This is a genomic window from Castellaniella sp., assembly GCF_041675725.1.
GTDB lineage: Bacteria > Pseudomonadota > Gammaproteobacteria > Burkholderiales > Burkholderiaceae_B > Castellaniella.
Genome location: NZ_JBAYTI010000027.1, coordinates 1 through 21976 on the forward strand (window position 1 = coordinate 1; position 21976 = coordinate 21976).

Sequence of the window (21976 nt, forward strand, 5' to 3'; positions counted from 1 at the left end):
CCCGGGCGTCCATCATGCACCTGCGCATCTGGCCAGGCGCCCGAGCGTGTATCATGACGCGATCGTGCCTGCATCCCTTTGCCGCCCCTGCGCGGGCCACCCGTACACCGGCCGGGCGCTGGGCCCAGGCCCAGGCCCAGGCCCATGATAAACCCTGGTCGCGGCACCGTGCCCCGACCTGCATGACTGAAGAAGGAACCCCATCATGAAATTGCTAAGAGTCGGCCCCAAAGGCCAGGAAAAACCCGCCATGCTGGATGCGCAAGGGCGCCTGCGCGACTTGTCGGGCGTGGTCGGCGACATCGCCGGCGACGTCCTGACGCCCGCCGGGCTGGACACGCTGCGCGCGCTGGACCCAGACGCCCTGCCCCTGGTCGAAGGGTCGCCCCGTATCGGTCCGTGTGTCGGGCAGGTCGGGAAATTCGTGTGCATTGGCCTGAACTATGCCGACCATGCCGCTGAAACCGGTGCCGACATTCCCAAAGAGCCGATTCTGTTCGCGAAGTGGACCAGTGCCATTTGCGGCCCCAACGACAATGTGGAAATCCCGCGCAATGCTAAGAAAACCGATTGGGAAGTCGAACTGGGGGTCGTCATCGGCCAAGGCGGGCGTTATATCGAAAAAGCCCATGCCATGGAACACGTGGCCGGCTACTGCGTGGTCAACGACGTATCCGAGCGCGAATTCCAGATCGAGCGCGGTGGCTCGTGGGCCAAGGGCAAGGGCAACGACACCTTTGGACCCATCGGGCCCTGGCTGGTGACCCGCGACGAGATCTCCGACCCCGGCAATCTGCACATGTGGCTCGAGGTCGACGGGCATCGCTTCCAGGATGGCTCGACCCAGACCATGATCTTCGACGTCCCGCACCTGATCAGCTACCTGAGCCAATTCATGAGCCTGCAGCCCGGCGACATCATTTCGACCGGCACGCCCCCGGGCGTCGGCATGGGTCAGAAGCCACCCAAGTACCTGCGGGCCGGGCAAACCATGCGCCTGGGTATCGAGGGCCTGGGCGAGCAGCAGCAGACCACCGTGCAGGCCTGACCCGCCATCAACAGATCACGCCGGGCTGCCAAGGTACGAATTCGTTCTGCCCGTAACCATAGAGCTCGCTCTTCGAGGGCTCTCCGGAAGCACAGCGCAGAACCATGTCGTAGAACGCGCGGCCCAGTGCGTGGATGTCGGCCGCCTCGTCGACCACCGGACCGCAATTGAAGTCCATGTCGTCCTGCTGGCGCTGCCAAAGGGCGGTGTTGGTCGCCAACTTAAGCGACGGTGCCGGCACGGCGCCAAATGCAGACCCCCTGCCGGTAGTAAAGCAGATGATGTTGGCACCGCCGGCCAGCTGGCCGGTGGCCGACATGGGGTCGTAGCCCGGCGTGTTCATGAAGACCAGGCCTTTTGCCACGACGGCCTCGGCATAGTCGTAGACCGCCATCAGCCCCGTAGTCCCGCCTTTGGATACACCGCCCAGGGATTTTTCGAGCACCGTGGTCAGCCCCCCCTTCTTGTTGCCTGCTGAAGGGTTGTTGTTCATGGACGCATTGTTGCGGTGGCAGAGGTCTTCCCACCAATCGAAGACGTCCACCAGCTTCTGCCCGACCGCAGGTGTGACGGCCCGGCAGGTGAGCAGGTGTTCGGCGCCATAGATTTCGGGGGTCTCCGCCAGGATGACGGTGCCGCCGTTGCGCACCAGGATGTCGGCCGCCGCCCCCAGGACCGGATTGGCCGTGATGCCCGAGAAGCTGTCTGAGCCGCCACATTGCAGGCCGATCTTCAGATGGCTGACCGGAACGCGGGTACGCTGGACCCGGTTGGCTTCGGGCAGCATGCGCTTGATGAGTTCGATCCCCCGGGCGATGCTCTTGGGCGTGCCACCGACATCCTGGATATTGAAGGTACGCAGCAGATTGCTTTCTTCGAGCGCCTGGGCTTTCATCAGGGCCGAAATCTGGTTGGTTTCGCAACCCAGGCCAATGATGAGCAAACCGGCGAAATTGGGGTGGCGCACATAGCCCGCAATGGTCCGCTGCAGGACCTCGAGCCCTCGGCCAGTGGAATCGATGCCGCAGCCCGCCCCATGCGTCAGCGCCACCACGCCGTCCACCTGCGGATAATCGGCCAGGGCCTCGGGGCGCAGATCGCGGCGAAAGTGTTCCGCAACCGCCTGGGCCACCCGCGCCGAACAGTTCACCGACGTGAGAATGCCGATGTAATTGCGCGTTGCCACGCGCCCGTCGGGGCGTACGATGCCCATGAAGGTGTCGGGTTCCGCCACCATTTCAGTAGCCGCATAGTCGGCCGAAAAGCGGTAATCCTTGTCGAATTCCTGGAACTCCAGGTTGTGGGTATGCACGTGCTGGCCCGCGGTGATGTCCTGCGTGGCAAACCCGATGATCTGCCCGTAGCGCTTGACCGGTTGCCCCTTGGCCAGGGCCCGCCGGGCCACCTTGTGGCCAAAGGGCACTGGATCGAGAATGGCAGTGCCGTCGACCTGTTCCCCGGGTTGCAGCGCCTGCAGCGCCACCATGACATCATCGGCCGGGTTGAGGATCAGAAATTTTGCATGGCCAGACATGTTGCGCCCTTGTCAGTCGATGAGAATACGAAGAAAGGCCATTATGACATGGGGGCCCCGCCGCGCGGCGCTGTGCGGCCCCATGGGGAGTGTAGCGGCCCGGCGGGCCTCACCCGCCCGAGGCCGCCTGCCGCTCCCGGGCCAGGATCCTGTCGAGCAGCGCGGTGTACAGTGGCTGGCCCCCCAGGGACTGGGCCACGATGGTGGCCCCCAGGCAGGTAATGATCATGGGCAGGATCAATGCATAGCTGTTGGTCATTTCCAGCACCAGTAGAATCCCCGTGAGCGGGGCGCGCACGGTGGCGGCGAAGAGCGCACCCATGCCCGCGACGCCGAAGGCCCCCATCTCGAGCCCGGCATCCGGAAACGCGATCAGCATCAAGTAGCCAAACGTACCGCCAAACAGGGTACCCAGCGCGAGCAGTGGCGAGAATATCCCACCGGGCGCCCCCGAGCTGAAACTGACGGTGGTGGTCAGGAATCGCAGAAAAAAGAACAGGGCCAGCAACGGCAAGGCAATGCGTCCGGCCATCATTTCGTGGATCGTGTCGTAACCCTCGCCCGTGATCTGCGGCACGTACAGCCCGAGCCACCCGAAACACCCCCCCAGCAGGCCGCCCATGAGCACGAAGCGCACCCCGCTGCCGGCGTAGAAACGCTGGAAGACGGCCTGAAGCGCAAACAAAACGCGGTTGAAGACCACGCCCACCGCACCCAGGAGGAGCCCCAGCACCAGGTACAGCCAGAGGCTGCCCAGGGGCGCCGTCGTGAACGTGCCGATCTGGAGAATCGCCGCCTGCCCATTGACGAGCCTGAGTACGATGGTCGCCATAACCGAACCCAGCACCACGGCCTTGATGGAGATCAGGCTGTACTTGAACTGCGGCCGCATTTCCTCGATGACGAACAAGATGCCGGCCAACGGCGCATTGAAGGCCGCCGCCAGCCCCCCGGCCCCACCGGCGAGGAGCAGCATGTGGCGCTCGTCATTGTCCAGAACCCGGAAGCGTTCTGAAATCATCTGGCCGATATTGGCGCCCATTTGGATGGTCGGCCCTTCACGGCCCAACACCATGCCCGAACCCAGGGCGCCCAGACCTCCGAAAAACTTGACCGGCAGCACGCGCCGCCAACGGACGGGGCGCAGATCCTGCAGGGCGCCCTCGATTTCAGGCACCCCGGACCCCCCCGTCTCTGGCGCCACCCGGCGAACCAGGAAGTAGGCGCCCATGGCCAGCACGGCCGACGCCAGAAACAGCACTGGCGCCAACAGCCAGCTACCGGCCAGGGATTCGGAAAGAGTGTCCAGGCGCATGGCCCCCACCCAGGCCGTCAGGCGTTGAAACAACGCCCCGGCCAGGCCGGCCAGCGCCCCGACCAGGCTGGCAAGCACCAGGATCCTGAAGGAGTCCTTTTGCGATGCGCGCAGGCGCTTGAGCCGCAGAAAGCGGGGATGAGATTCATTCACGGGTGCAGCGCGATCTTTCATAAGCAAGGGCGTCGATCCGGCCAGGTCGTACCCGGATCGTAACCGATCCGGTCACCGGCACACAGGCCGGCAGCCGACCGCCGGCCCGACACGGCTGGCCCTGCGTAGCTTATGATGTGGCTGTTCGTCCCCCGTATCCGTACAAGGAGCCCCTCCCATGAAATCGCGTGCCGCCGTCGCCTTCGGTCCAGGTCAACCTCTGGAGATCGTCGAGATCGACGTCGCGCCGCCGCGCAAGGGGGAAGTCCTGATCCGCATCAGCCATACCGGGGTATGCCACACGGATGCCTTCACCCTGAGCGGCGAAGACCCCGAAGGGGTATTCCCGGCGGTGCTCGGGCACGAAGGCGCCGGCGTGGTGGTCGAGATCGGCGAAGGGGTCACCAGCGTCGCACCCGGCGATCACGTCATCCCGCTGTATACGGCCGAATGCGGCGAATGCCTGTTCTGCAGATCGGGCAAAACCAATCTGTGCGTCGCCGTGCGGGCGACCCAGGGGCAGGGCCTGATGCCCGACGGAACCACCCGTTTCTCCTATCAGGGTCAGCCGCTTTACCATTACATGGGTTGCTCCACGTTCAGCGAATACACCGTCGTGGCCGAAGTGTCGCTCGCCAAAATCAACCCCCGCGCCAACCCCGAACACGTTTGCCTGCTCGGCTGCGGGGTCACCACCGGGATCGGCGCCGTACGCAACACCGCCAAGGTTCAGCCCGGCGACACGGTCGCGGTGTTCGGGCTGGGCGGCATCGGCCTGGCCGTCGTACAGGGTGCCCGCCAGGCAGGGGCCGGTCGGATCTTCGCCATCGACACCAACCCCGACAAGTTCGCCCTCGCCAAGGTATTCGGGGCCACCGATTGCATCAACCCGGCCGACCACGACCAGCCGATCCAAGAGGTCATCGTCGGCCTCACGGGCTGGGGGGTGGACCACAGCTTCGAATGCATCGGCAACGTGGACGTCATGCGCGCCGCGCTAGAGTGCGCCCATCGGGGCTGGGGGCAGTCGATCATCATCGGGGTCGCAGGCGCCGGCAAGGAAATCCGCACTCGGCCCTTCCAGCTGGTGACCGGGCGTTCATGGCGCGGGACGGCATTCGGCGGCGTCAAGGGGCGCAGCCAGCTGCCCGGCATGGTCGAAGAGGCCATGCGCGGCGACATCGATCTCGCCCCGTTCGTCACCCACACCCTGCCACTCGAGCGTATCAACGAGGCCTTCGAGCTGATGCACGCCGGCCAGTCGATACGCACCGTGGTGCACTATTAAGTATTGAGGAACCCACCATGGCCGCATCATCATCCGGGTTGCAGCCGGTCGAGTCGCACGCCTGTTTCGGCGGCGCGCAGCAGGTCTGGCAGCACGCATCGAGCACGCTGGGCTGTTCCATGCGCTTCGCCGTCTACCTGCCTCCCAGCGCGATCGCAGGCGAACCCTGCCCGGTCCTGTACTGGCTCTCGGGGCTGACCTGCACCGAGCAGAATTTCATCACCAAGGCCGGGGCCCAGCAGCACGCGGCCCGACACCAGCTGATCCTCGTGGCCCCCGATACCAGCCCGCGCGGCGCCGACGTGGCCGATGATCCAGCCTACGATCTGGGCCAGGGCGCCGGTTTCTACCTGAACGCGACGCAGGCCCCCTGGGCACGCCACTACCAGATGCAAGACTACATCAGCGGCGAACTGCCCGAACTCATCGACCGCCATTTCCCCACGACGGGTGCGCAAGGCATCTCGGGCCATTCCATGGGGGGGCACGGTGCCCTCATCACGGCCCTGCGGCATCCGGGGCGCTACCGCAGCGTGTCGGCGTTTGCCCCTATCGTCGCCCCTTCGCGCGTGCCATGGGGGCAGAAGGCCTTCGCCGCCTACCTGGGCGAAGACCCCGGGGCCTGGGCAGAATGGGATGCGGTCACACGGATTCCGGAGGCGCCCGAACGCCTGCCTCTGCTGATCGACCAGGGCGGCGCCGACGAATTCCTCGAACCGCAGCTGCAGCCCGAGCGCCTGCGGGCGGCCTGCGAGGCAGCCCGGCACCCCCTGACGCTGCGGCTGCACCCAGGCTACGATCACAGTTATTATTTCATTGCTTCATTCTTTGGCGATCATGCCGACTGGCACGCCAAGGCCCTACGCGCCCCGGCCAGCGCCACCCCCCGATAAGGCATGCCCCACCATGACACCAGACGGGCGCAGCCCCCTGAGACGTGATCCGCGCCCTTCTGCCCGAGCGTACCAGCCATGATTCACTTTCGGGTCTCCTGGATGTCCGGTTCCCAGGTCATGGCGGGTGCGCTGTTTCTGGTGACCGCCCAGATGGCGCTCTCGAGCCTGGACACCAGCGCCAAATACCTCATGGGCGTGGACATCGCCCTGCCCTTGCTGACGTTGTGTCTGTTGCGCTATGGGGTGCACATGGTACTGGCGTCGGCGCTGGTGATCCCCGCCAGAGGCTGGCGCGCGCTGCGCTGCAAGCGGCCCGCGGCCCAGATCGTACGGGGCGGTTCCATGCTGGCCGCCACCATGTCCTTTTTCACCACCCTGCACTACCTGCCGCTGGCCCAGGCCACGGCCATCAATTTCCTGGCCCCCCTGCTGGTGCTTGCGGTGGCGCCGTGGCTCCTCAAAGAGCGCACGTACCTGTCACGCTGGGTCGCGTGCTCGGTCGGCTTGCTGGGGGTGTTGATCGTGATCCGGCCTGGCGCGGGGCTGAGCACCGAGGGCACGCTGTTTGGCCTGGTCACGGCCTGTATCATGTCGGTGCAGTACATTACGTCGCGCAAGGTGGCGGTCGACGACCCCTACACCACGCTCATCTGGAGCGGCGCGGTGGGCAGCCTGCTCTTGTTTCTCGCCTTGCCGTTGTACTGGGGCGAAGCGCAACAGGCCTTGACGCGGCTCACCGCATGGCAGTGGCTGATCCTGCTGGGTACCGGGTTCTGGGGATGCCTGGGGCATTATCTGCAAATCCAGGCATACCGGCGCGCGCCCGCGTCCTTGCTGTCGCCGTTTCTGTACCTGCAGATCGTCAGTGCCACGACACTCGGATGGCTGGTGTGGGGCGACATTCCAGACGTCACGTCCTGGGCCGGCATCGCCATTGTCTGCGCCAGCGGCATGACCATTGGCGTCGTGGAATGGCGGCGCCAGTGATCAAATGACGAACCCGCGGCGCGTCCGCCATCCGCTTGCACTCGAAACAAATTGAAAGCAGTAGTACAGTAAGCTCTTTTATCCCGCTTCTTTCGCCCGTTACTTTCTTGTAAATCCACATTATGAGCACAGCCAGCCCTTTTGCCCCCATGCCCGACCAACACGGTTTCTTCGGCCCTTACGGCGGCCAGTTGGTGCCGCCCCACTTGAAGCAGGCAATGGATGCGATCACCCAGGCCTACGCCGAGATCACCCAACGCGCCGATTTCCAGCAGGAACTGGCCAGCCTGTATGCAGATTACGTGGGCCGGCCCAGCCCGATATTCCACGCAGACCGCCTGTCCAGGCAACTGGGCGGCGCGCAGATCCACCTCAAGCGTGAAGACCTCAACCACACGGGTGCCCACAAGATCAACCACTGTCTCGGCGAGGCCTTGCTGGCCCGCTTCATGGGCAAGAAAAAAGTCATTGCCGAAACGGGCGCCGGCCAGCATGGCGTCGCGCTGGCCACGGCCTGCGCGCTGGTGGGGATCCCGTGCGAAATCCACATGGGTCAGGTGGACATCGAAAAAGAGCACCCCAACGTCACGAAGATGCGCATCCTGGGCTGCAATCTCGTCGCGGTCACACGCGGGGCGGCGACTCTCAAAGAAGCCGTCGACAGCGCATTCGAAGAATATCTGAACAACCCCACCGATTATTTTTACGCCATCGGCTCCGTGGTCGGGCCGCACCCGTTTCCAATGATGGTGCGGGATTTCCAAAGCATCGTGGGCCGCGAAGCGCGCGAACAGTTCCTGGCCCGTCATGGGCGCCTGCCCGATTACGCAGCGGCCTGTGTAGGCGGCGGCTCGAATGCCATCGGCCTGTTCACGGCGTTCCTGGAAGACCCAGCCGTGACCCTGGTGGGCGTCGAGCCCGCCGGTGAAGGCACCGATCGGGCCGGGCGCCATGCCGCCACACTGACCATGGGCCACCCCGGGGAAATCCACGGCATGAAATGCTATGTGCTCGAAGACGCTCCCGGCACCCCGGCAGCCGTGCACAGCATCGCTTCGGGGCTCGACTACCCTGGTGTGGGTCCGCAACACAGCTATCTGAAAGACGTCGGTCGGGTGCAATATGAAGCCGTCACCGACCAGGAATGCCTGGACGCCTTCATGGCGCTGTCACGTACCGAAGGGATCATTCCGGCCCTCGAAAGCGCGCACGCCGTCGCCTGGGCCATGCGTACGGCCCCGACACTGCCCGCCGGCCAGCATATTTTGGTGAACCTGTCGGGCCGTGGCGACAAGGATGCCGACTACGTCTCGCAGGTGTTGGGGCTGTAGGCAAGGTGTCGCGGCTGTAGGCACGAAGCGGCGCTATCGGTCGCTGCCCGCCGGTTCGTTCGGCTTGGCAGCACCGGCCTGCAGCAAATCGGGGCGGCGCATTCGGGTCAGGGCCAGCGCCTGCGCTTGGCGCCAGGCCCCGATCCGCTCGTGATGCCCCGACATCAGTACCTCGGGCACAGCCATCCCGCGCCACTGCTCGGGCCGTGTGTAGTGCGGGCAGTCGAGCAGGCCGCCTGCCTTGGCAGCAAAAGAATCCTGCTCGGCCGATGCGGCATCATGCAGCACCCCCGGCACCAGGCGCACGATGCTGTCGAGCCAGACCATGGCGGCGAGTTCGCCCCCCGACAGGACGTAGTCTCCCAAAGAGATCTCGTAGTCCACGTAGGCATCGATGAACCGCTGGTCTACGCCCTCATAGCGGCCACATACGATGATGGCGCCCCGGCTGTGCGCCCATTCATGGGCCAAGGCCTGTTCATGGGGCACGCCGGCGGGTGAAAACAGAACGACGGGCGCCGGCGCCGCGTCTGCCTCGCCGGCTTCGGCCCGCAGGCGATCCTGGCGCACGGCCTCGACCGCCCGCGCCAGGGGCTCGGCCATCATGACCATGCCGGGCCCGCCGCCGTAAGGCCGGTCATCGACTGTCCGATGCACGTCCAAGGCATAATCGCGCGGATTCCAGGTTTTCAGCCCCCAAAGCCCGCGCCCATGGGCGCGCCCGCACACGCCAGCCGCCGTGAGCGCCGCAAACATCTCGGGAAACAGGGTAATGGCGTCAAAGCGCATGTCAGAAGTCAGCCGGCCAATTGCTGTCGATACGGCGCGCCGCGAGATCCACGTCCAGAACATGGGCCGCCACGAATGGCACCAGGATATGGCGCGCCCGCCCGCGAGCGTCCAGTGCAGGCTCGAAGCGGCCAGTCGTGTCGTCTACGTGGCCAGCCGCCACCTGCAGAACCGGGTGGGCGCCGTTGTCGAATATATCGTCGACCTGCCCCAGAAGAACAGGCTGATCGCCCTGGCGGCCTGCCACCAGGCAGCCGATGAGATCCACCCAGTAATATTCACCGGGATCCGCTTCAGGAAATTGCGCGCGGGAGACCCAGATCTTGCTGCCGCGCAGGCTTTCGGCCGCGTCGCGATCATCGATGCCCTGTGCCTGGACCCGCAACCCCGCAGGCGCCGAATGGATGGCCCGAATGGTCAAGGCGCGCAACGGCGCCGGTTCGCCGCCAGGGCCAACCGGCGCCGACAGCCACCAGCTCGGCGCTGCCTGAAGCGCCAGTGCCGAAGAAGAATGGGCTTGAACCTTGAACCAACCGCGCACGCCGTGGGCCGCCAGCACCCTGCCGACTTCGACCAGATCGGCTGGCGGTGTGATCGTCCCGTGGTTCCCCAGGGGCGTGACCACGGCCTTATCGTGCCGTTCAGGCGGCTTCAGCCACCTTGGCGCTGTACTGCTTGACCAGGCGCGCCACGGTGTCGGACAGCTGTGCGCCATGCCCGACCCAATACTGGATGCGATCGAGCGCAATGCGCAGGTTTTCCTGACCTTCTGCAGCCACGGGGTTGTAAAAGCCCAGCCGCTCGATGAAGCGGCCATCACGGCGATCTCGCGAGTCAGCAGCCACGATGCTGTAAAAAGGGCGCTTCTTTGAGCCACCACGGGCCAAGCGAACCACAACCATGAATCATCCTTTTGAAAATTCAGTAAAAAACAAAAGATTCTAGCATTGCAAGGCCCTTATCAGCAATGATCGGGGGCCGGACCCTGCCCAGGCCGTGCCATCGGCGCGACAATACGCCCGGCTGGATACCGGCCTGGCAGGCTCGACGCCATTCGATCCGCCGAACTCAGCGCCGTTCGATATAGTGTGCCATGACGGCGTCATCCTGTTTCTCCTGGCGCAGCAAGCGGTTGCCCGTCTGCTGGCAGAAGGCCTGGAAGTCGCGCTCGGCGTGCGCATCGGTGGTCAGTACCTCGAGCAATTGCCCAGAGCCCAGGGTCGCGAGCGCCTTCTTCGCCCGCAGGATGGGCAATGGGCAGTTCAGGCCACGCGCATCGATGCGCTGATCTGGATGGGGGGCTGGCGGGTTCATGCGACCGCCTCGAGGCGGCTGGCCAGCCAGACGGGGATCTGGGCCAGTGCCGCGTCCAGTGCCGCGACGTCCGGCCCCCCCCCCATGGCCATGTCGGGGCGGCCGCCCCCCTTGCCGCCCACTTGGGCTGCGCCTGCGGATACGAGATCCCCGGCTCTGACGCGCGCCACTCTATCGGGCCCCACGCCGGCCACCAGGCTGACCCTGTCTTCTGCCACGGTGGCCAGCAGGATCACCGCAGCCGGCAGGCGCGACTTGAGCTGATCGACCAGGCCCCGCAACGCCTTGGGTTCGACCCCCGGAACGCGGGCTGCCAGCAGCTTGACACCGGCGACGTCGATGGCTTGGTTTGCCAGGTCCGCCCCCGCCGCAGAGGCCAATCTATCCTGCAGGCGCGCTCTTTCGCGTTCGTCGTGGCGCAATTGCTGCTGCAGGCTATCGATGCGTTCGGGTACCGCTTCAGGGCGCGTCTTGAGCTGGTCGGCCGCCCGCTGAAGCGTATTTTGCATGCTCTGTACCCAGGCCAGCGCGCGATGCCCGGTGATCGCCTCTACACGGCGTATGCCCGCGGCGACGCCGCCCTCGGACACCAGCTTGAACAGCCCGATGTCCCCCGTACGTTGCACGTGCGTGCCGCCGCACAGCTCGCGCGAGAACCCGATGTCCAACACCCGCACGACATCCCCGTATTTTTCGCCGAACAAGGCCATCGCCCCGCCGGCCACGGCTTCATCGTAGGACATCAGGCGCGCCCGTACAGCCTGATTGGCGAGTATTTCCTCATTCACGATCGCTTCCGTACGGGCGATCTGTTCGGCCGTCAGCGGCGCATCGTGGGCAAAATCGAAGCGCGTCTTGTCGGCATCGACCAGTGAGCCGCGCTGCTGGACGTGCTCACCCAGCACCTGGCGCAAGGCTTTGTGCATCAGGTGCGTCGCCGAGTGATTGCGCATGGTGTCCTGGCGGCGGCGCACGTCGACGCAAGCCTGCACCGCATCCCCCACGGATAGCGTGCCTTCGAGCAGGCCGCCGTGGTGGCCATACACCTGGCTATGGATTTTCTGGGTGTCATCGACCTGAAAACGGGCAGCCGGATTGCTCAGTACCCCCGCATCGCCCACTTGGCCACCGGATTCGGCGTAGAACGGCGTGGCATCGAGCACGACAACTGCATCCTGCCCCTGAGCGATGCTCTGCACCGGTGTGCCTTCGACGTACAGTGCAAGGACATGCGCCTCGCCGTCGAGCCGCTCGTAGCCGTCAAAGCGCGTATCGGCCCCTTCATAAGCCAAATCCACGGCGGCCTTGAACCTGCCCGCAGCCCGGGCCTGCTCGCGCTGCCGGGCCATGGCGTGCTCGAAACCGTCGAGATCGACCGGAATCGAGCGTTCACGGCAAATATCGGCTGTCAGGTCGACCGGAAACCCATAGGTGTCGTACAGCAGGAACAGCGTCTGGCCATCGAGCGGCGTGCCCGATGGCCGCTCGGCCAGGGCCGCTTCGAGAATGCGCATGCCGTTTTCCAGGGTTTCGCCAAAACGCTCTTCTTCCTGGCGCAGCACCTGCTCGACCCGCTGCTGCTGGGCCATCAGTTCGGGATAGGCTTCGCCCATCTGCCCGACCAGATCGGCCACCAGACGATGGAAGAAAAGGCCCTTCTGGCCCAACTTGTGGCCGTGACGCAAGGCCCTGCGGATGATGCGCCGCAACACGTAGCCGCGCCCCTCGTTGCCCGGAATCACCCCGTCGACCACCAGAAAGCTGCAGGCACGGATATGGTCGGCGATGACTTTCAGTGAATTGTCATCCAGCCGGGCACAGCCGGTTTCGCGCGCAGCCGCCCGAATCAACGCCTGGAACAGATCGATTTCGTAATTGGAATGCACATGCTGAAGCACCGCAGCCATGCGCTCGAGCCCCATGCCCGTATCCACACACGGCTTGGGCAGTGGATGCATGACGCCTTGCGCATCCCGTTCGAATTGCATGAACACCAGATTCCAGATCTCGATGTAGCGATCCCCGTCTTCTTCGGGCGAACCCGGCGGGCCGCCCCAGATGCCCGGGCCGTGGTCATAAAAAATCTCTGAGCAGGGTCCACAGGGCCCCGTATCAGCCATTTGCCAGAAGTTGTCCGACGCATAACGCGCGCCTTTGTTGTCTCCGATGCGGATGATGCGCGCCTTCGGCACCCCGATCTGATCGGCCCAGATGCCGTAGGCCTCGTCGTCTTCGTGATAGACCGTGACCCAGAGGCGGTCGGCCGGCAGGCCATACACGCGCGTCAGCAGCTCCCAGGCGTAGGCAATGGCGTCTTGCTTGAAATAATCGCCGAAACTGAAATTGCCCAGCATCTCGAAGAACGTGTGATGCCGCGCCGTATAGCCGACGTTCTCGAGATCGTTGTGCTTGCCGCCCGCCCGCACGCAACGCTGTGCCGTTGTGGCCCGATGGTAAGGCCGGGTTTCCTTGCCCGTGAACACGTCCTTGAACTGGACCATCCCCGCGTTAGTGAACAGCAGTGTGGGATCGTTGCCCGGCACCAGGGAGGACGACGCGACGACCTGATGCCCTTTCGATTCAAAGAAAGACAGGAATTTCTGACGGATCTCGGAGGTTTTCATGCACGGGGCCAAAAAGTGAAACTAACCTGCCATTATAAATGCAGGATATTTCAGTGCGGTACTGTTCTGTACTGTGCCGCCAGCCGCAGAAACGCGTCCAGGGCGCCGCTGTGGCCGATCTCTTCTTCCAGGATCCGCGCCACCTCGGGCGCCGCCTGCATGGCGCGCGCCGCGTCCAGAAACAGCATGCGGTGGCGGCGAGCCAGGACGTCCTCTACGCTGCAGGCGTATTCGTAACGAGCCGCAAACCGTACCATGGCGCCGGTCAGGCCCAGGCCAAGGTCCACATCGTGCCCCGGCAAAGCGCGGACAATGGCTGCTTCGCTGCCATAGACGTGCAAGCCGGGCATTGCGGTCATGGGCGTGGCAGGCGTCCCGGGCGCAGGCGCGCCAACGAGCGGAAACCGGGCCGTGCGGCACGCCGGCAAGTGGGCAAGCAGCCCATGCTGCACACAATACTGCAGGACGTCCTCGGCCATGGCCCGATAGGTGGTCCATTTGCCGCCGGTAACCGTCACCAGCCGGCTCGGACTGAGGCGGATGTCATGTTCCCGGCTCAGCCGGCGGGTTTCGCCCCGACCGCGGCCCGCGGGCTTGACCAAGGGCCGAAAGCCGGCCCAGATGCTGAGCACGTCGTCGACCCGCGGCGCACGGGCCAGCACCTTGGCCGATTCAGCCAGGATGAAGGATACTTCTTCGGGCAAGGCCTGCGGTTCGCGCACGACGTGGCTGCGCGGCGTATCGGTAGTCCCGAGAATCAGGTGCCCCAGCCAGGGAACGGCAAACAGGACCCGGCCATCGCGCGTGCGGGGCACCAGCAAGGCCTCGCCACCCGGCATGAAGGAACGGTCGACCACCAGATGGACACCTTGGCTCGGTGCAAGCATGGGCGTGGCCACCCGGCCCCGGGCCGCGTCATCGAGGGTGCGCACGTCGTCGGCCCAGACACCGGTGGCGTTGACCACACAGCGGGCACGAACCTGGCCCACCCGCTGTCCAGCCGGATCCAGCGCATCCTGCCAGCGAACACCGCATACCTGCCCCTTTTCGTGCAGAATCTCCACGGCCGGGCAGTAATTGAGCAGCACGGCCCCCTGTGCCGCCGCAGTGCGCGCCAGGGCCAGCGCCAGCCGCGCGTCATCGAACTGCCCATCCCAATACTTCACCCCGCCCACGAGGTGCACGGGATTCACCCCCGGCAATTGCCGCGTGGTTTGATCCCGATTCAGCCACTGAGTGGCCCCCAGGCTCGCAGCGCCCGCCAGGCCGTCATAAATCTTCAGGCCCAGCCCGTAGAACGGCAGTTGCCAGGTACGATAGGCCGGCATGACGAAGCCCAGCGGCTGCGCCAGGTGCGGGGCATTGGCCAGCAAGGCCCGGCGCTCGTGCAGGGCCTCGCGCACCAGGGCGATATTGCCCTGAGCCAGATACCGCACGCCGCCGTGCACCAGCTTGGTGGCCCGCGATGACGTCCCTGCGGCAAAGTCATGCGATTCGAGCAACAGCACCGACAAGCCCCGCAGGCGGGCATCCAGAGCCACCCCCAGACCGGTGGCGCCCCCCCCGATGACGATCAGGTCGACCTCGTCGAGCGCCGCCAGCCGGGCCAGCAGCGCCTGTCGGGGCGCAAGCCCGAGAGCCGGCGCATCACATGCTGAATTTTTCACGCCATTCGTCACGTCGTTCGCGTTTAAGAATCATTCGGAAATTTTCCCAATAATTTCTATCTTTTTCATTGCGGTTCGTTTTAACCCAAATTCCCGTAGATATAAACCCCAAGATTTGTTCCTTTGTTTTCGTTGTACCATTTTCCCAGCGTGCCCACAGGTGTTTTCCATGAACCCCAATCCAAGACAGATCCAATTGCTGAAAATTTTGCATGGCACCGGGGCCTGCAGCCTCGAGACCCTGGCCCACGAATTGGGCGTGACAGTACAAACGGTACGGCGCGACGTGCAGCGGCTGGCCGAAGCCCACCTGCTGGTTCGCTTCCACGGCGGTGCGCGGCTGCCCAACTCGACCATCGAAAACATCGCCTACCAGCAGCGCGCGCAGCTGAACGCCGGCCGCAAGGAACGCATTGCCCAAGCCATCGCCCGGGAAATCCCCAACGACTGCTCGCTCATCATCAACATCGGCACGACGGCCGAGGCCATTGCCAGAGCGCTCATCCACCATACCGGCCTGCGCGTGATCACCAACAACATGAACGTGGCCTACACGCTTGGCCCCGAGCCCGGGTGCGAGATCATCCTGGCCGGCGGCAGTGTGCGCTCACGCGACTACGGTATCGTTGGCGAGGCGACCGTCGAATTCATCCGTCAGTTCCGGGTCGACGTCGCCCTGATTGGGATTTCAGGCATAGAAGAAGATGGTACATTGCGCGATTATGACTTCCGCGAAATCAAAGTGGCCCAGGCCATCATGCAGTCGGCGCGGGCAGTCTGGCTGGCCGCCGATGCCAGCAAGTTCCACAGGCCGGCCATGGTGCGGCTGGGCGAACTGGCCGATATCGACCGCCTGTTCACCGATGCGCAGCCGCCCGCGCCGTTCCCAGACCTGCTCGAAGCGGCTGGGGTCGACTGCATGATTGCATCCTGAGGCATACCGCATGAGCTATCTCCTGGCCCTGGATCAGGGCACTTCCAGCACCCGCAGCATCGTGTTCGATTCGCGGGGCCGCATCGTAGGCATGTCGCAACGCGAGTTCGCACAGCATTATCCCCAACCGGGCTGGGTCGAACACGATCCAATGGATATCTGGCGCACGCAAAAAGAAACGCTGCTCGAGGCCATCTCCCGGGCCGGCATCCAGCCAAATGAGCTGGCCGGCATCGGGATCACCAACCAGCGCGAAACCACGGTGGTCTGGGACAGGCACACGGGCGCGCCCGTATACAACGCCATCGTCTGGCAGGACAGGCGCGCCGAGCCCACCTGCGCGGCCCTCAGGGCGCAAGGCCTGGAGCCCGGCATCCTGCAAAAGACCGGGCTGCGGATCGACGCTTATTTCTCGGCCACCAAACTGAAATGGATCCTCGATCACGTACCCGGCGCGCGCGCGCGGGCCCAGGCGGGCGACCTGCTGTTCGGCACCATCGACAGCTGGCTGATTTGGCAATTGACGGCGGGCCGCTGCCATCTGACCGACGTCAGCAACGCAGCCCGCACCCTGCTGATGAACGTCCACACAGGGCACTGGGACGACGATCTGCTTGCCTGCCTGGACATCCCCCGCGGGATGATGCCCGAGATTCTTCCATCCACGGCGGATTTTGGGCACGTAGATCCCCAATGGCTCGGGCGGGCCGTGCCCATCAGCGGGGTGGCTGGCGACCAGCAGAGCGCCCTCTTCGGCCAGGCCTGCTTCCGACCAGGCACTGCCAAGAACACCTACGGCACGGGTTGCTTCATGCTCATGAACATTGGCGAGCACTTCCGGATATCGGACAACGGCCTGGTAACCACGCGCGCAGCCCAACCCGACACAACGCCGGCCTTTGCGCTCGAAGGCAGCGTTTTCGTAGGCGGGGCGGTGGTCCAATGGCTGCGCGACGGTTTACAGGCGTTCGTGCACAGCAGCGACATCGAGGCGCTTGCTCGCAGCGTGCCCGATTCCGGGGGGGTCATGTTCGTACCCGCATTTACCGGATTGGGCGCGCCCTGGTGGGATCCAGACGCGCGCGGCACGATCACGGGCCTGACGCGCGGCACCAGCATGGCCCACATCGCCCGCGCGGCCCTCGAGAGCATTGCCTACCAGAGTGCGGCGCTGCTGCAAGCCATGGAGCGCGATGCCCAGGCGGCCCAGGCAGCGCCCATGCAGGCGCTGCGCGTCGATGGCGGCGCCTGCGTCAATGACTTGCTGATGCAGTTCCAGGCCGACCTGCTGGGCATCCCCGTACTGCGGCCGACCATGATCGAAACCACGGCGCTGGGGGCCGCCTTTCTGGCGGGCCTGCAGTCCGGCATCTATGCAAGCATCGAAGAGCTGGAATCCCTCTGGCGCATCGAACGCCAGTTCGATCCCGTCACGCCCCGCGACCAGGCCGCCGACCACCTGGCCGCCTGGGACCGCGCCGTCCGTCAAGCCTGCACGCACTGACATGCTGAAGAAAATCATTCTCATCGTGACGATTTTTTTCGTCATTCTGATCGCCCTGAGCTTCGGTGAAACCGTATTCGCGCAACTACTGGCCTGGATTGCGGATCTGACCGGCATCCTGATCCGCAATTTCGATGATGTACGCAGGGCCATGCTCGGCTACCTGCAAACGAACGGCGGAAAAGTGCTTCTGGCCCTCATCCTGACGGTGCCCGTCAGCCTGTGGATACTGCGCTCGCACGGACAATCGCTGGGCCAACCGGCCACACAGCGGCGCATTGCCATCGTGCTGGCGATCTTCCTGGGCTGGCTGGGCATCCACCGTTTTTACCTGGGCCAGGTCGGCTGGGGCGTACTGTACCTCTTGCTGGCCTGGGTGTTCATCCCGATCAGCGCCCTGCTCGGGATCATCGACGCCGTGCGCTATGTTTTCATGGACGAAGATACGTTTGCCAGCACGCAGCTATGACGACCCCGGCCGGGCCGTCTCTGCGCCCTGGAACAGGCGCTGCAGCGCCTGTTCCAGGCTGGGCTGGAACCCCCCCGACTCGAGCCGGTTCAGGGTCCCCATGCGCTGCAGCTTGCGCTGGATGCGATCATTGGCGCCAGAAATCAATACCCGCACGCCGCGGCTGCGCGCCGCGGCCACGGCATCATCCAAAGCCTGCAGCGCGGTCACGTCGGCGAAGGGCACCTGCTCGAGGCACAGAACCCAGGGTCGCGTACCCGGATGCACGAGCGCGGCCCTGAGCGAATCCACGGCCGCAAAAAACAGCGGCCCCTGAATCCTGAAGATCAACGGATTGGGCTGCCCGGACGGGGATTCCCCCTCGGGCGCATGCCGGTGGGATTGCAGCACCTCGACCTTGAAGCTGCCTGCCATGCGGCGCAGGAATTGCAAAATTGCCAGCACAATGCCGATATTGACAGCCACCACCAGGTCCGCGAATACCGTCAGGAAAAAAGTGATCGCCAGAATGGCAATGTCGGCGCGGGGCGCCTTGCGCAGGATTTCCCGCACCCGATGCGTCTCGCTCATGTTCCAGGCCACCACGAACAGGATGGCGGCCAGCGTGGCCAGCGGAATGTTGCGCGCCAGCGGCGCCAGCACCAGCACGACCAGGATCAGCACCAAAGAATGCACCACCCCGGCCAGCGGCGAATTGCCGCCACTGCGAATGTTGGTGGCCGTACGGGCAATGGCGCCCGTGGCAGCGATCCCACCCAGCAGCGGGCACAGGATATTGGCCAGACCCTGCCCCACGAGTTCGGTATTCGAGTCATGGCGAGTATCCGCCATGGCATCGGCCACCACGGCCGACAGCAGGGATTCGATGGCGCCCAGCAGTGCAATCGTGAAAGCAGGGCCGATCAGGACCACGACCTGATCAAATGACCAGTCTGGTACGCGCGGCATGGGCAGGCCCGTGGGGAGCTCGCCGAACGTGGAACCGATCGTCGCCACATGGCTGAAATGCACGATCGATTGCAGCAGGGTGGCCGCCACCAGCGCCAGCAGGGGCCCTGGCACATTGCGCAGGACGTCGACCCACCGGGGTAGCAGCACCAGCGCCAGCGAGCCCAGCCCGATGGCCGTGGTCACCCAGTCTATCTGGGGGAACACGGTGAACAAAAACAACAGTTTTTCGTGGAAATGCCGCCCCTCGACAGGCGGCAGGCCAAAGAATGCCTGCCACTGCCCCACCCAGATGATGACCCCGATGCCCGCCGTGAACCCCAGGATCACCGGCAGGGGAATGTAGCGAATGACCCCGCCCATGCGCACCAGGCCAAATGCCAGGAGCATCAGGCCGGCCATGAGCGTGGCCAGTTGCAGGCCAGCCACCCCGTGGTCCGCCACGACGCCGGAGAGAATGACGATGAAAGCACCGGTCGGGCCTGCGATCTGCACCCGGCTGCCACCGAAGAGGGACACGACGATGCCGGCCACGATGGCGGTGTACAGCCCCTGCTCGGGCTTGACCCCCGAGGCGATGGCGAACGCCATGGCCAGCGGCAACGCCACCACGCCCACGATGACGCCTGCAACAATATTTCGGGCCCAGTTACGGGGCGCCAACAACCCCGCTTTCCAGGCCTCATGAATGGCAAACATGCGGTTCTTCGTCCATCAGAATGGGGCCTGGAACAGGCCCCATGAATGGACACGATTATAAACCTTCAGTTCAGCCCCGCTGTGTCGCCAGACGGGCATCCGCCGAGGCGGACTGGCTGCCCAGCAGTGCCGTGACCACTTGCCACATCACGCCCAGGCCGCCCACGATGAAGACCACGTCGCCGAACGTCCGGGCCCAACGCAGGGTCTGCAGGATGTCCTGCTGCATGAAAGTCTCGCTGCGCGCCCACCAGGTGCCCACGCTGAAACTCGCATGGAACTGCATCAGACCGATCGGCAGCAGGCTCAATACGATCATCATGACCAAGCCGATATTCATGGACCAGAACGCCGTGTTCATCAGGCCATTGTTGAACTGCATGTTCGGGCGAATGTAGCGCAGTACGAACAGGGTAAAGCCCAGCGCCAGGAAACCGTACACGCCGAAGAGCGCCGCATGGGCATGCACGGCCGTGGTGTTCAGCCCCTGAATGTAGTACAGGGCGATGGGCGGATTGACCATGAAGCCAAATACCCCGGCGCCCAGCATGTTCCAGAAGGCGACCGCAATGAAGAACTTGAGCGGCCAGTGCAGGTTTTCCATCCAGGGCGCACGCGCCTTGAGGCGCCAGTTTTCCCAGGCCTCATAGCCCAGCACGACCAGGGGCACGACCTCGAGCGCACTGAAGGTGGCGCCGATCGCCATGATGGGCGTGGTGGTGCCCGAAAAATACAGGTGGTGCATGGTCCCCGGTGTGCCGCCCAGCATGAACAGCACGGCCGCTGCCAGGCTGGCTGTCGTGGCCGCCTTTTTCGATACCAGGCCCATCGTGGCAAAGATGAAGGCCAGCGCCGTCGTGGCAAACACTTCGAAGAAGCCCTCCACCCACAGATGAACGACCCACCAGCGCCAGTACTCCATGATGGTGATATGCGTCTTCTCTCCATAAGCCAAGCCCGCGCCATAAAACAGGCCAATGCAGATGACCGATGCACTGAACAGCGCGAGCAGGTTCTTGTCGCCTTTCTGCCGCAGAGCAGGCACAATGCCCCGCAGCATCAGAAACAGCCAGAACACGATGCCCAGGAACTTGCCGATCTGCCACAGGCGGCCCAATTCAACGTATTCGTAGCCCTGGTGCCCCAGCCAGAAATTCCATTCAGCTGGAATCAGATGCGCCAGCGCCACGAAATTTCCGGTAAAAGCCCCGATCACCACGACGATCAGCGCCCAGAACAGGATATCCACCCCAAGTTTTTGGTGCTTGGGATCCTTGCCACCATTGAGAATAGGCACCAAAAACAGGCCAGCGGCCAGGAATCCCGTGGCGATCCAGAACAGCGCCGCCTGAATGTGCCAACTGCGCACGAGGGAATAAGGAAGCCATTCCGAAACATTGATCCCATAGAAGGTTTGCCCTTCCACCGTGTAGTGCGCGGTAAAGCCGCCGATGAAGATTTGCGTGACAAACAGGGCGACCACGACAAACAAGTATTTGCCCAGCGCTCTCTGGGACGCAGTCAGCGGCATCTGTAGAATCGGATCGCGCGCCGGCGCCGGATCCTCCGCGTGGTCCTTGCGCATGAACGCCCAGGCCCAGACCAACAGGCCCACGCCCGCAATCAGCAAAATGATGCTGACCACTGACCAGATCATGTTTTCCGCAGTCGGTACGTTATCGATAAGCGGTTCGTGCGGCCAATTATTGGTGTAGGTGGCTGCACTGCCGGGCCGTTCGGTCGCCGCCGCCCAGGCCGTCCAGAAGAAAAAATCCGCCAGCCGCGCGCGAGCTTCGGCCGACGGCAGCGTACCCTCTTTCATGGCAAAGTGCTTGCGACTTTCGTGCTGGGACGCATCATCGCCAAACAATTTGTCATAGTAGGCCGCAGTGTCAGCCATGGCACGGGCCCGCCGGGTGGTCACGGTGACGACCCCCGTGTCCGCGTCAAATGAATTGCGGCGATATTCTTCCTTCAGCCGACGCTCGAGCAAGGCCTGCTGATCCAGGTCCAGCTGTTCGAAGTTCAGGCCATGCAGTTCCTGCGCGGCGAGATCCAGCCAGGCGGTCAACTCGCGATGCAGCCAGTCGGCGGTCCAGTCGGGCGCCTGATAGGCGCCGTGGCCCCAGATCGAGCCTACGGTCATGCCACCCGCGCTCTGCCAGGCGCTCTGGCCATCCAGTATCTGCTCATGGGTCATCAGGACATGCCCATCGGCTGTCGCCACCTGCTCCGGAATGGGAGGCGCCTGATGATAGACCTCCTTGCCCATCCAGCCCAGGACGCCAAAAGCCACAACCAGAACGCCGATCAGCGTCCACCACAATCTTCGATATTCACCCATACAGCGCTCCTTCCCATGCCGCTCGAGGTTTCTGACGCGACGTCGCCTCGACGTCGCACGCAGGCAGGATTATCGGCGAAGCCTCGCGGTAAGTTGAGCGTTTTACTAGGGTAAATACTGATATACGTCAAA

Annotated in this window: 18 protein-coding genes; 8 read left to right on the top strand and 10 right to left on the bottom strand. The window is 64.2% G+C overall.

The window, feature by feature from the left end; genetic code table 11:
• Nucleotides 1–205: 205 nt before the first annotated feature.
• Nucleotides 206–1048, top strand: a complete 843-nt coding sequence (locus WCZ84_RS07290) for a fumarylacetoacetate hydrolase family protein (protein ID WP_372685604.1) — start codon at nt 206–208, stop codon at nt 1046–1048.
• Between the two features lie 7 nt (nt 1049–1055).
• Here the strand turns inward: WCZ84_RS07290 and WCZ84_RS07295 are convergent, their stop codons facing one another.
• Nucleotides 1056–2582, bottom strand: coding sequence for a UxaA family hydrolase (locus tag WCZ84_RS07295; RefSeq protein ID WP_372685605.1), 1527 nt, complete (start codon nt 2580–2582; stop codon nt 1056–1058).
• Nucleotides 2583–2691: 109 nt separating this feature from the next.
• Complete coding sequence (clcA, locus tag WCZ84_RS07300) at nt 2692–4050, bottom strand: H(+)/Cl(-) exchange transporter ClcA (protein WP_372685606.1); 1359 nt, start codon at nt 4048–4050, stop codon at nt 2692–2694.
• A 178-nt stretch (nt 4051–4228) separates the two neighbouring features.
• On the opposite strand from clcA, the gene WCZ84_RS07305 reads away from it, so the two are divergent.
• From WCZ84_RS07305 to trpB, 4 genes are all read left to right on the top strand, one after another.
• Nucleotides 4229–5338, top strand: coding sequence for an S-(hydroxymethyl)glutathione dehydrogenase/class III alcohol dehydrogenase (locus WCZ84_RS07305; RefSeq protein ID WP_372685607.1), 1110 nt, complete (start codon nt 4229–4231; stop codon nt 5336–5338).
• Nucleotides 5339–5376: 38 nt separating this feature from the next.
• Nucleotides 5377–6231: an S-formylglutathione hydrolase gene (gene fghA, locus WCZ84_RS07310; protein ID WP_372685637.1), complete on the top strand. Its 855-nt coding sequence runs from the start codon at nt 5377–5379 to the stop codon at nt 6229–6231.
• Between the two features lie 102 nt (nt 6232–6333).
• Nucleotides 6334–7221: a DMT family transporter gene (locus tag WCZ84_RS07315; protein WP_372685608.1), complete on the top strand. Its 888-nt coding sequence runs from the start codon at nt 6334–6336 to the stop codon at nt 7219–7221.
• A 122-nt stretch (nt 7222–7343) separates the two neighbouring features.
• Nucleotides 7344–8552, top strand: coding sequence for a tryptophan synthase subunit beta (gene trpB / locus WCZ84_RS07320; protein ID WP_372685609.1), 1209 nt, complete (start codon nt 7344–7346; stop codon nt 8550–8552).
• 33 nt (nt 8553–8585) lie between these two features.
• On the opposite strand, the gene trmD is transcribed toward trpB, so the two are convergent.
• From trmD to WCZ84_RS07350, 6 genes are all read right to left on the bottom strand, one after another.
• Nucleotides 8586–9341, bottom strand: a complete 756-nt coding sequence (gene trmD / locus WCZ84_RS07325) for a tRNA (guanosine(37)-N1)-methyltransferase TrmD (protein WP_372685610.1) — start codon at nt 9339–9341, stop codon at nt 8586–8588.
• Between the two features lies 1 nt (nt 9342).
• Nucleotides 9343–9966 (bottom strand): ribosome maturation factor RimM, encoded by a 624-nt coding sequence (gene rimM, locus WCZ84_RS07330; protein WP_372685611.1) that lies wholly within the window; start codon nt 9964–9966, stop codon nt 9343–9345.
• A gap of 16 nt (nt 9967–9982) precedes the next feature.
• Nucleotides 9983–10243: a 30S ribosomal protein S16 gene (rpsP, locus tag WCZ84_RS07335; protein WP_372685612.1), complete on the bottom strand. Its 261-nt coding sequence runs from the start codon at nt 10241–10243 to the stop codon at nt 9983–9985.
• Nucleotides 10244–10409: 166 nt separating this feature from the next.
• Complete coding sequence (locus WCZ84_RS07340) at nt 10410–10655, bottom strand: sulfurtransferase TusA family protein (RefSeq protein ID WP_372685613.1); 246 nt, start codon at nt 10653–10655, stop codon at nt 10410–10412.
• Nucleotides 10652–13279: an alanine--tRNA ligase gene (gene alaS / locus WCZ84_RS07345; protein ID WP_372685614.1), complete on the bottom strand. Its 2628-nt coding sequence runs from the start codon at nt 13277–13279 to the stop codon at nt 10652–10654. The genes WCZ84_RS07340 and alaS overlap by 4 nt, the downstream gene beginning before the upstream one ends.
• Nucleotides 13280–13329: 50 nt before the next feature.
• Complete coding sequence (locus WCZ84_RS07350) at nt 13330–14946, bottom strand: FAD-dependent oxidoreductase (protein WP_372685615.1); 1617 nt, start codon at nt 14944–14946, stop codon at nt 13330–13332.
• Nucleotides 14947–15115: 169 nt separating this feature from the next.
• Between WCZ84_RS07350 and WCZ84_RS07355 the strand changes: the two genes are divergently transcribed.
• Genes WCZ84_RS07355 through WCZ84_RS07365 form a run of 3 tightly spaced genes read left to right on the top strand, consistent with a single transcriptional unit; the run spans nt 15116 to nt 17853 of the window.
• Complete coding sequence (locus tag WCZ84_RS07355) at nt 15116–15880, top strand: DeoR/GlpR family DNA-binding transcription regulator (RefSeq protein WP_372685616.1); 765 nt, start codon at nt 15116–15118, stop codon at nt 15878–15880.
• Nucleotides 15881–15890: 10 nt separating this feature from the next.
• Complete coding sequence (gene glpK, locus WCZ84_RS07360) at nt 15891–17384, top strand: glycerol kinase GlpK (RefSeq protein ID WP_372685617.1); 1494 nt, start codon at nt 15891–15893, stop codon at nt 17382–17384.
• A gap of 1 nt (nt 17385) precedes the next feature.
• Complete coding sequence (locus WCZ84_RS07365; protein ID WP_372685618.1) at nt 17386–17853, top strand: TM2 domain-containing protein; 468 nt, start codon at nt 17386–17388, stop codon at nt 17851–17853.
• Here WCZ84_RS07365 and WCZ84_RS07370 read toward each other — a convergent pair.
• Both WCZ84_RS07370 and WCZ84_RS07375 read right to left on the bottom strand, forming a co-directional pair.
• Nucleotides 17848–19500 (bottom strand): SulP family inorganic anion transporter, encoded by a 1653-nt coding sequence (locus WCZ84_RS07370; protein ID WP_372685619.1) that lies wholly within the window; start codon nt 19498–19500, stop codon nt 17848–17850. The two genes, WCZ84_RS07365 and WCZ84_RS07370, sit on opposite strands and share 6 nt — an antisense overlap.
• 70 nt (nt 19501–19570) lie before the next feature.
• Entirely contained in the window at nt 19571–21844 is a 2274-nt protein-coding gene (locus WCZ84_RS07375; protein WP_372685620.1) for a nitric-oxide reductase large subunit, read from the bottom strand.
• Nucleotides 21845–21976 lie beyond the last annotated feature (132 nt).

Bases quoted from the DNA above. Each gene is read 5' to 3' on its own strand.
- WCZ84_RS07290 (WP_372685604.1), top strand. From the start codon at position 206: ATGAAATTGCTAAGAGTCGGCCCCAAAGGCCAGGAAAAACCCGCCATG.
- WCZ84_RS07295 (WP_372685605.1), bottom strand. From the start codon at position 2,582: ATGTCTGGCCATGCAAAATTTCTGATCCTCAACCCGGCCGATGATGTC.
- WCZ84_RS07305 (WP_372685607.1), top strand. From the start codon at position 4,229: ATGAAATCGCGTGCCGCCGTCGCCTTCGGTCCAGGTCAACCTCTGGAG.
- WCZ84_RS07315 (WP_372685608.1), top strand. From the start codon at position 6,334: ATGTCCGGTTCCCAGGTCATGGCGGGTGCGCTGTTTCTGGTGACCGCC.
- trpB (WP_372685609.1), top strand. From the start codon at position 7,344: ATGAGCACAGCCAGCCCTTTTGCCCCCATGCCCGACCAACACGGTTTC.
- trmD (WP_372685610.1), bottom strand. From the start codon at position 9,341: ATGCGCTTTGACGCCATTACCCTGTTTCCCGAGATGTTTGCGGCGCTC.
- rpsP (WP_372685612.1), bottom strand. From the start codon at position 10,243: ATGGTTGTGGTTCGCTTGGCCCGTGGTGGCTCAAAGAAGCGCCCTTTT.
- WCZ84_RS07340 (WP_372685613.1), bottom strand. From the start codon at position 10,655: ATGAACCCGCCAGCCCCCCATCCAGATCAGCGCATCGATGCGCGTGGC.
- alaS (WP_372685614.1), bottom strand. From the start codon at position 13,279: ATGAAAACCTCCGAGATCCGTCAGAAATTCCTGTCTTTCTTTGAATCG.
- WCZ84_RS07355 (WP_372685616.1), top strand. From the start codon at position 15,116: ATGAACCCCAATCCAAGACAGATCCAATTGCTGAAAATTTTGCATGGC.
- glpK (WP_372685617.1), top strand. From the start codon at position 15,891: ATGAGCTATCTCCTGGCCCTGGATCAGGGCACTTCCAGCACCCGCAGC.
- WCZ84_RS07365 (WP_372685618.1), top strand. From the start codon at position 17,386: ATGCTGAAGAAAATCATTCTCATCGTGACGATTTTTTTCGTCATTCTG.
- WCZ84_RS07370 (WP_372685619.1), bottom strand. From the start codon at position 19,500: ATGTTTGCCATTCATGAGGCCTGGAAAGCGGGGTTGTTGGCGCCCCGT.
- WCZ84_RS07375 (WP_372685620.1), bottom strand. From the start codon at position 21,844: ATGGGTGAATATCGAAGATTGTGGTGGACGCTGATCGGCGTTCTGGTT.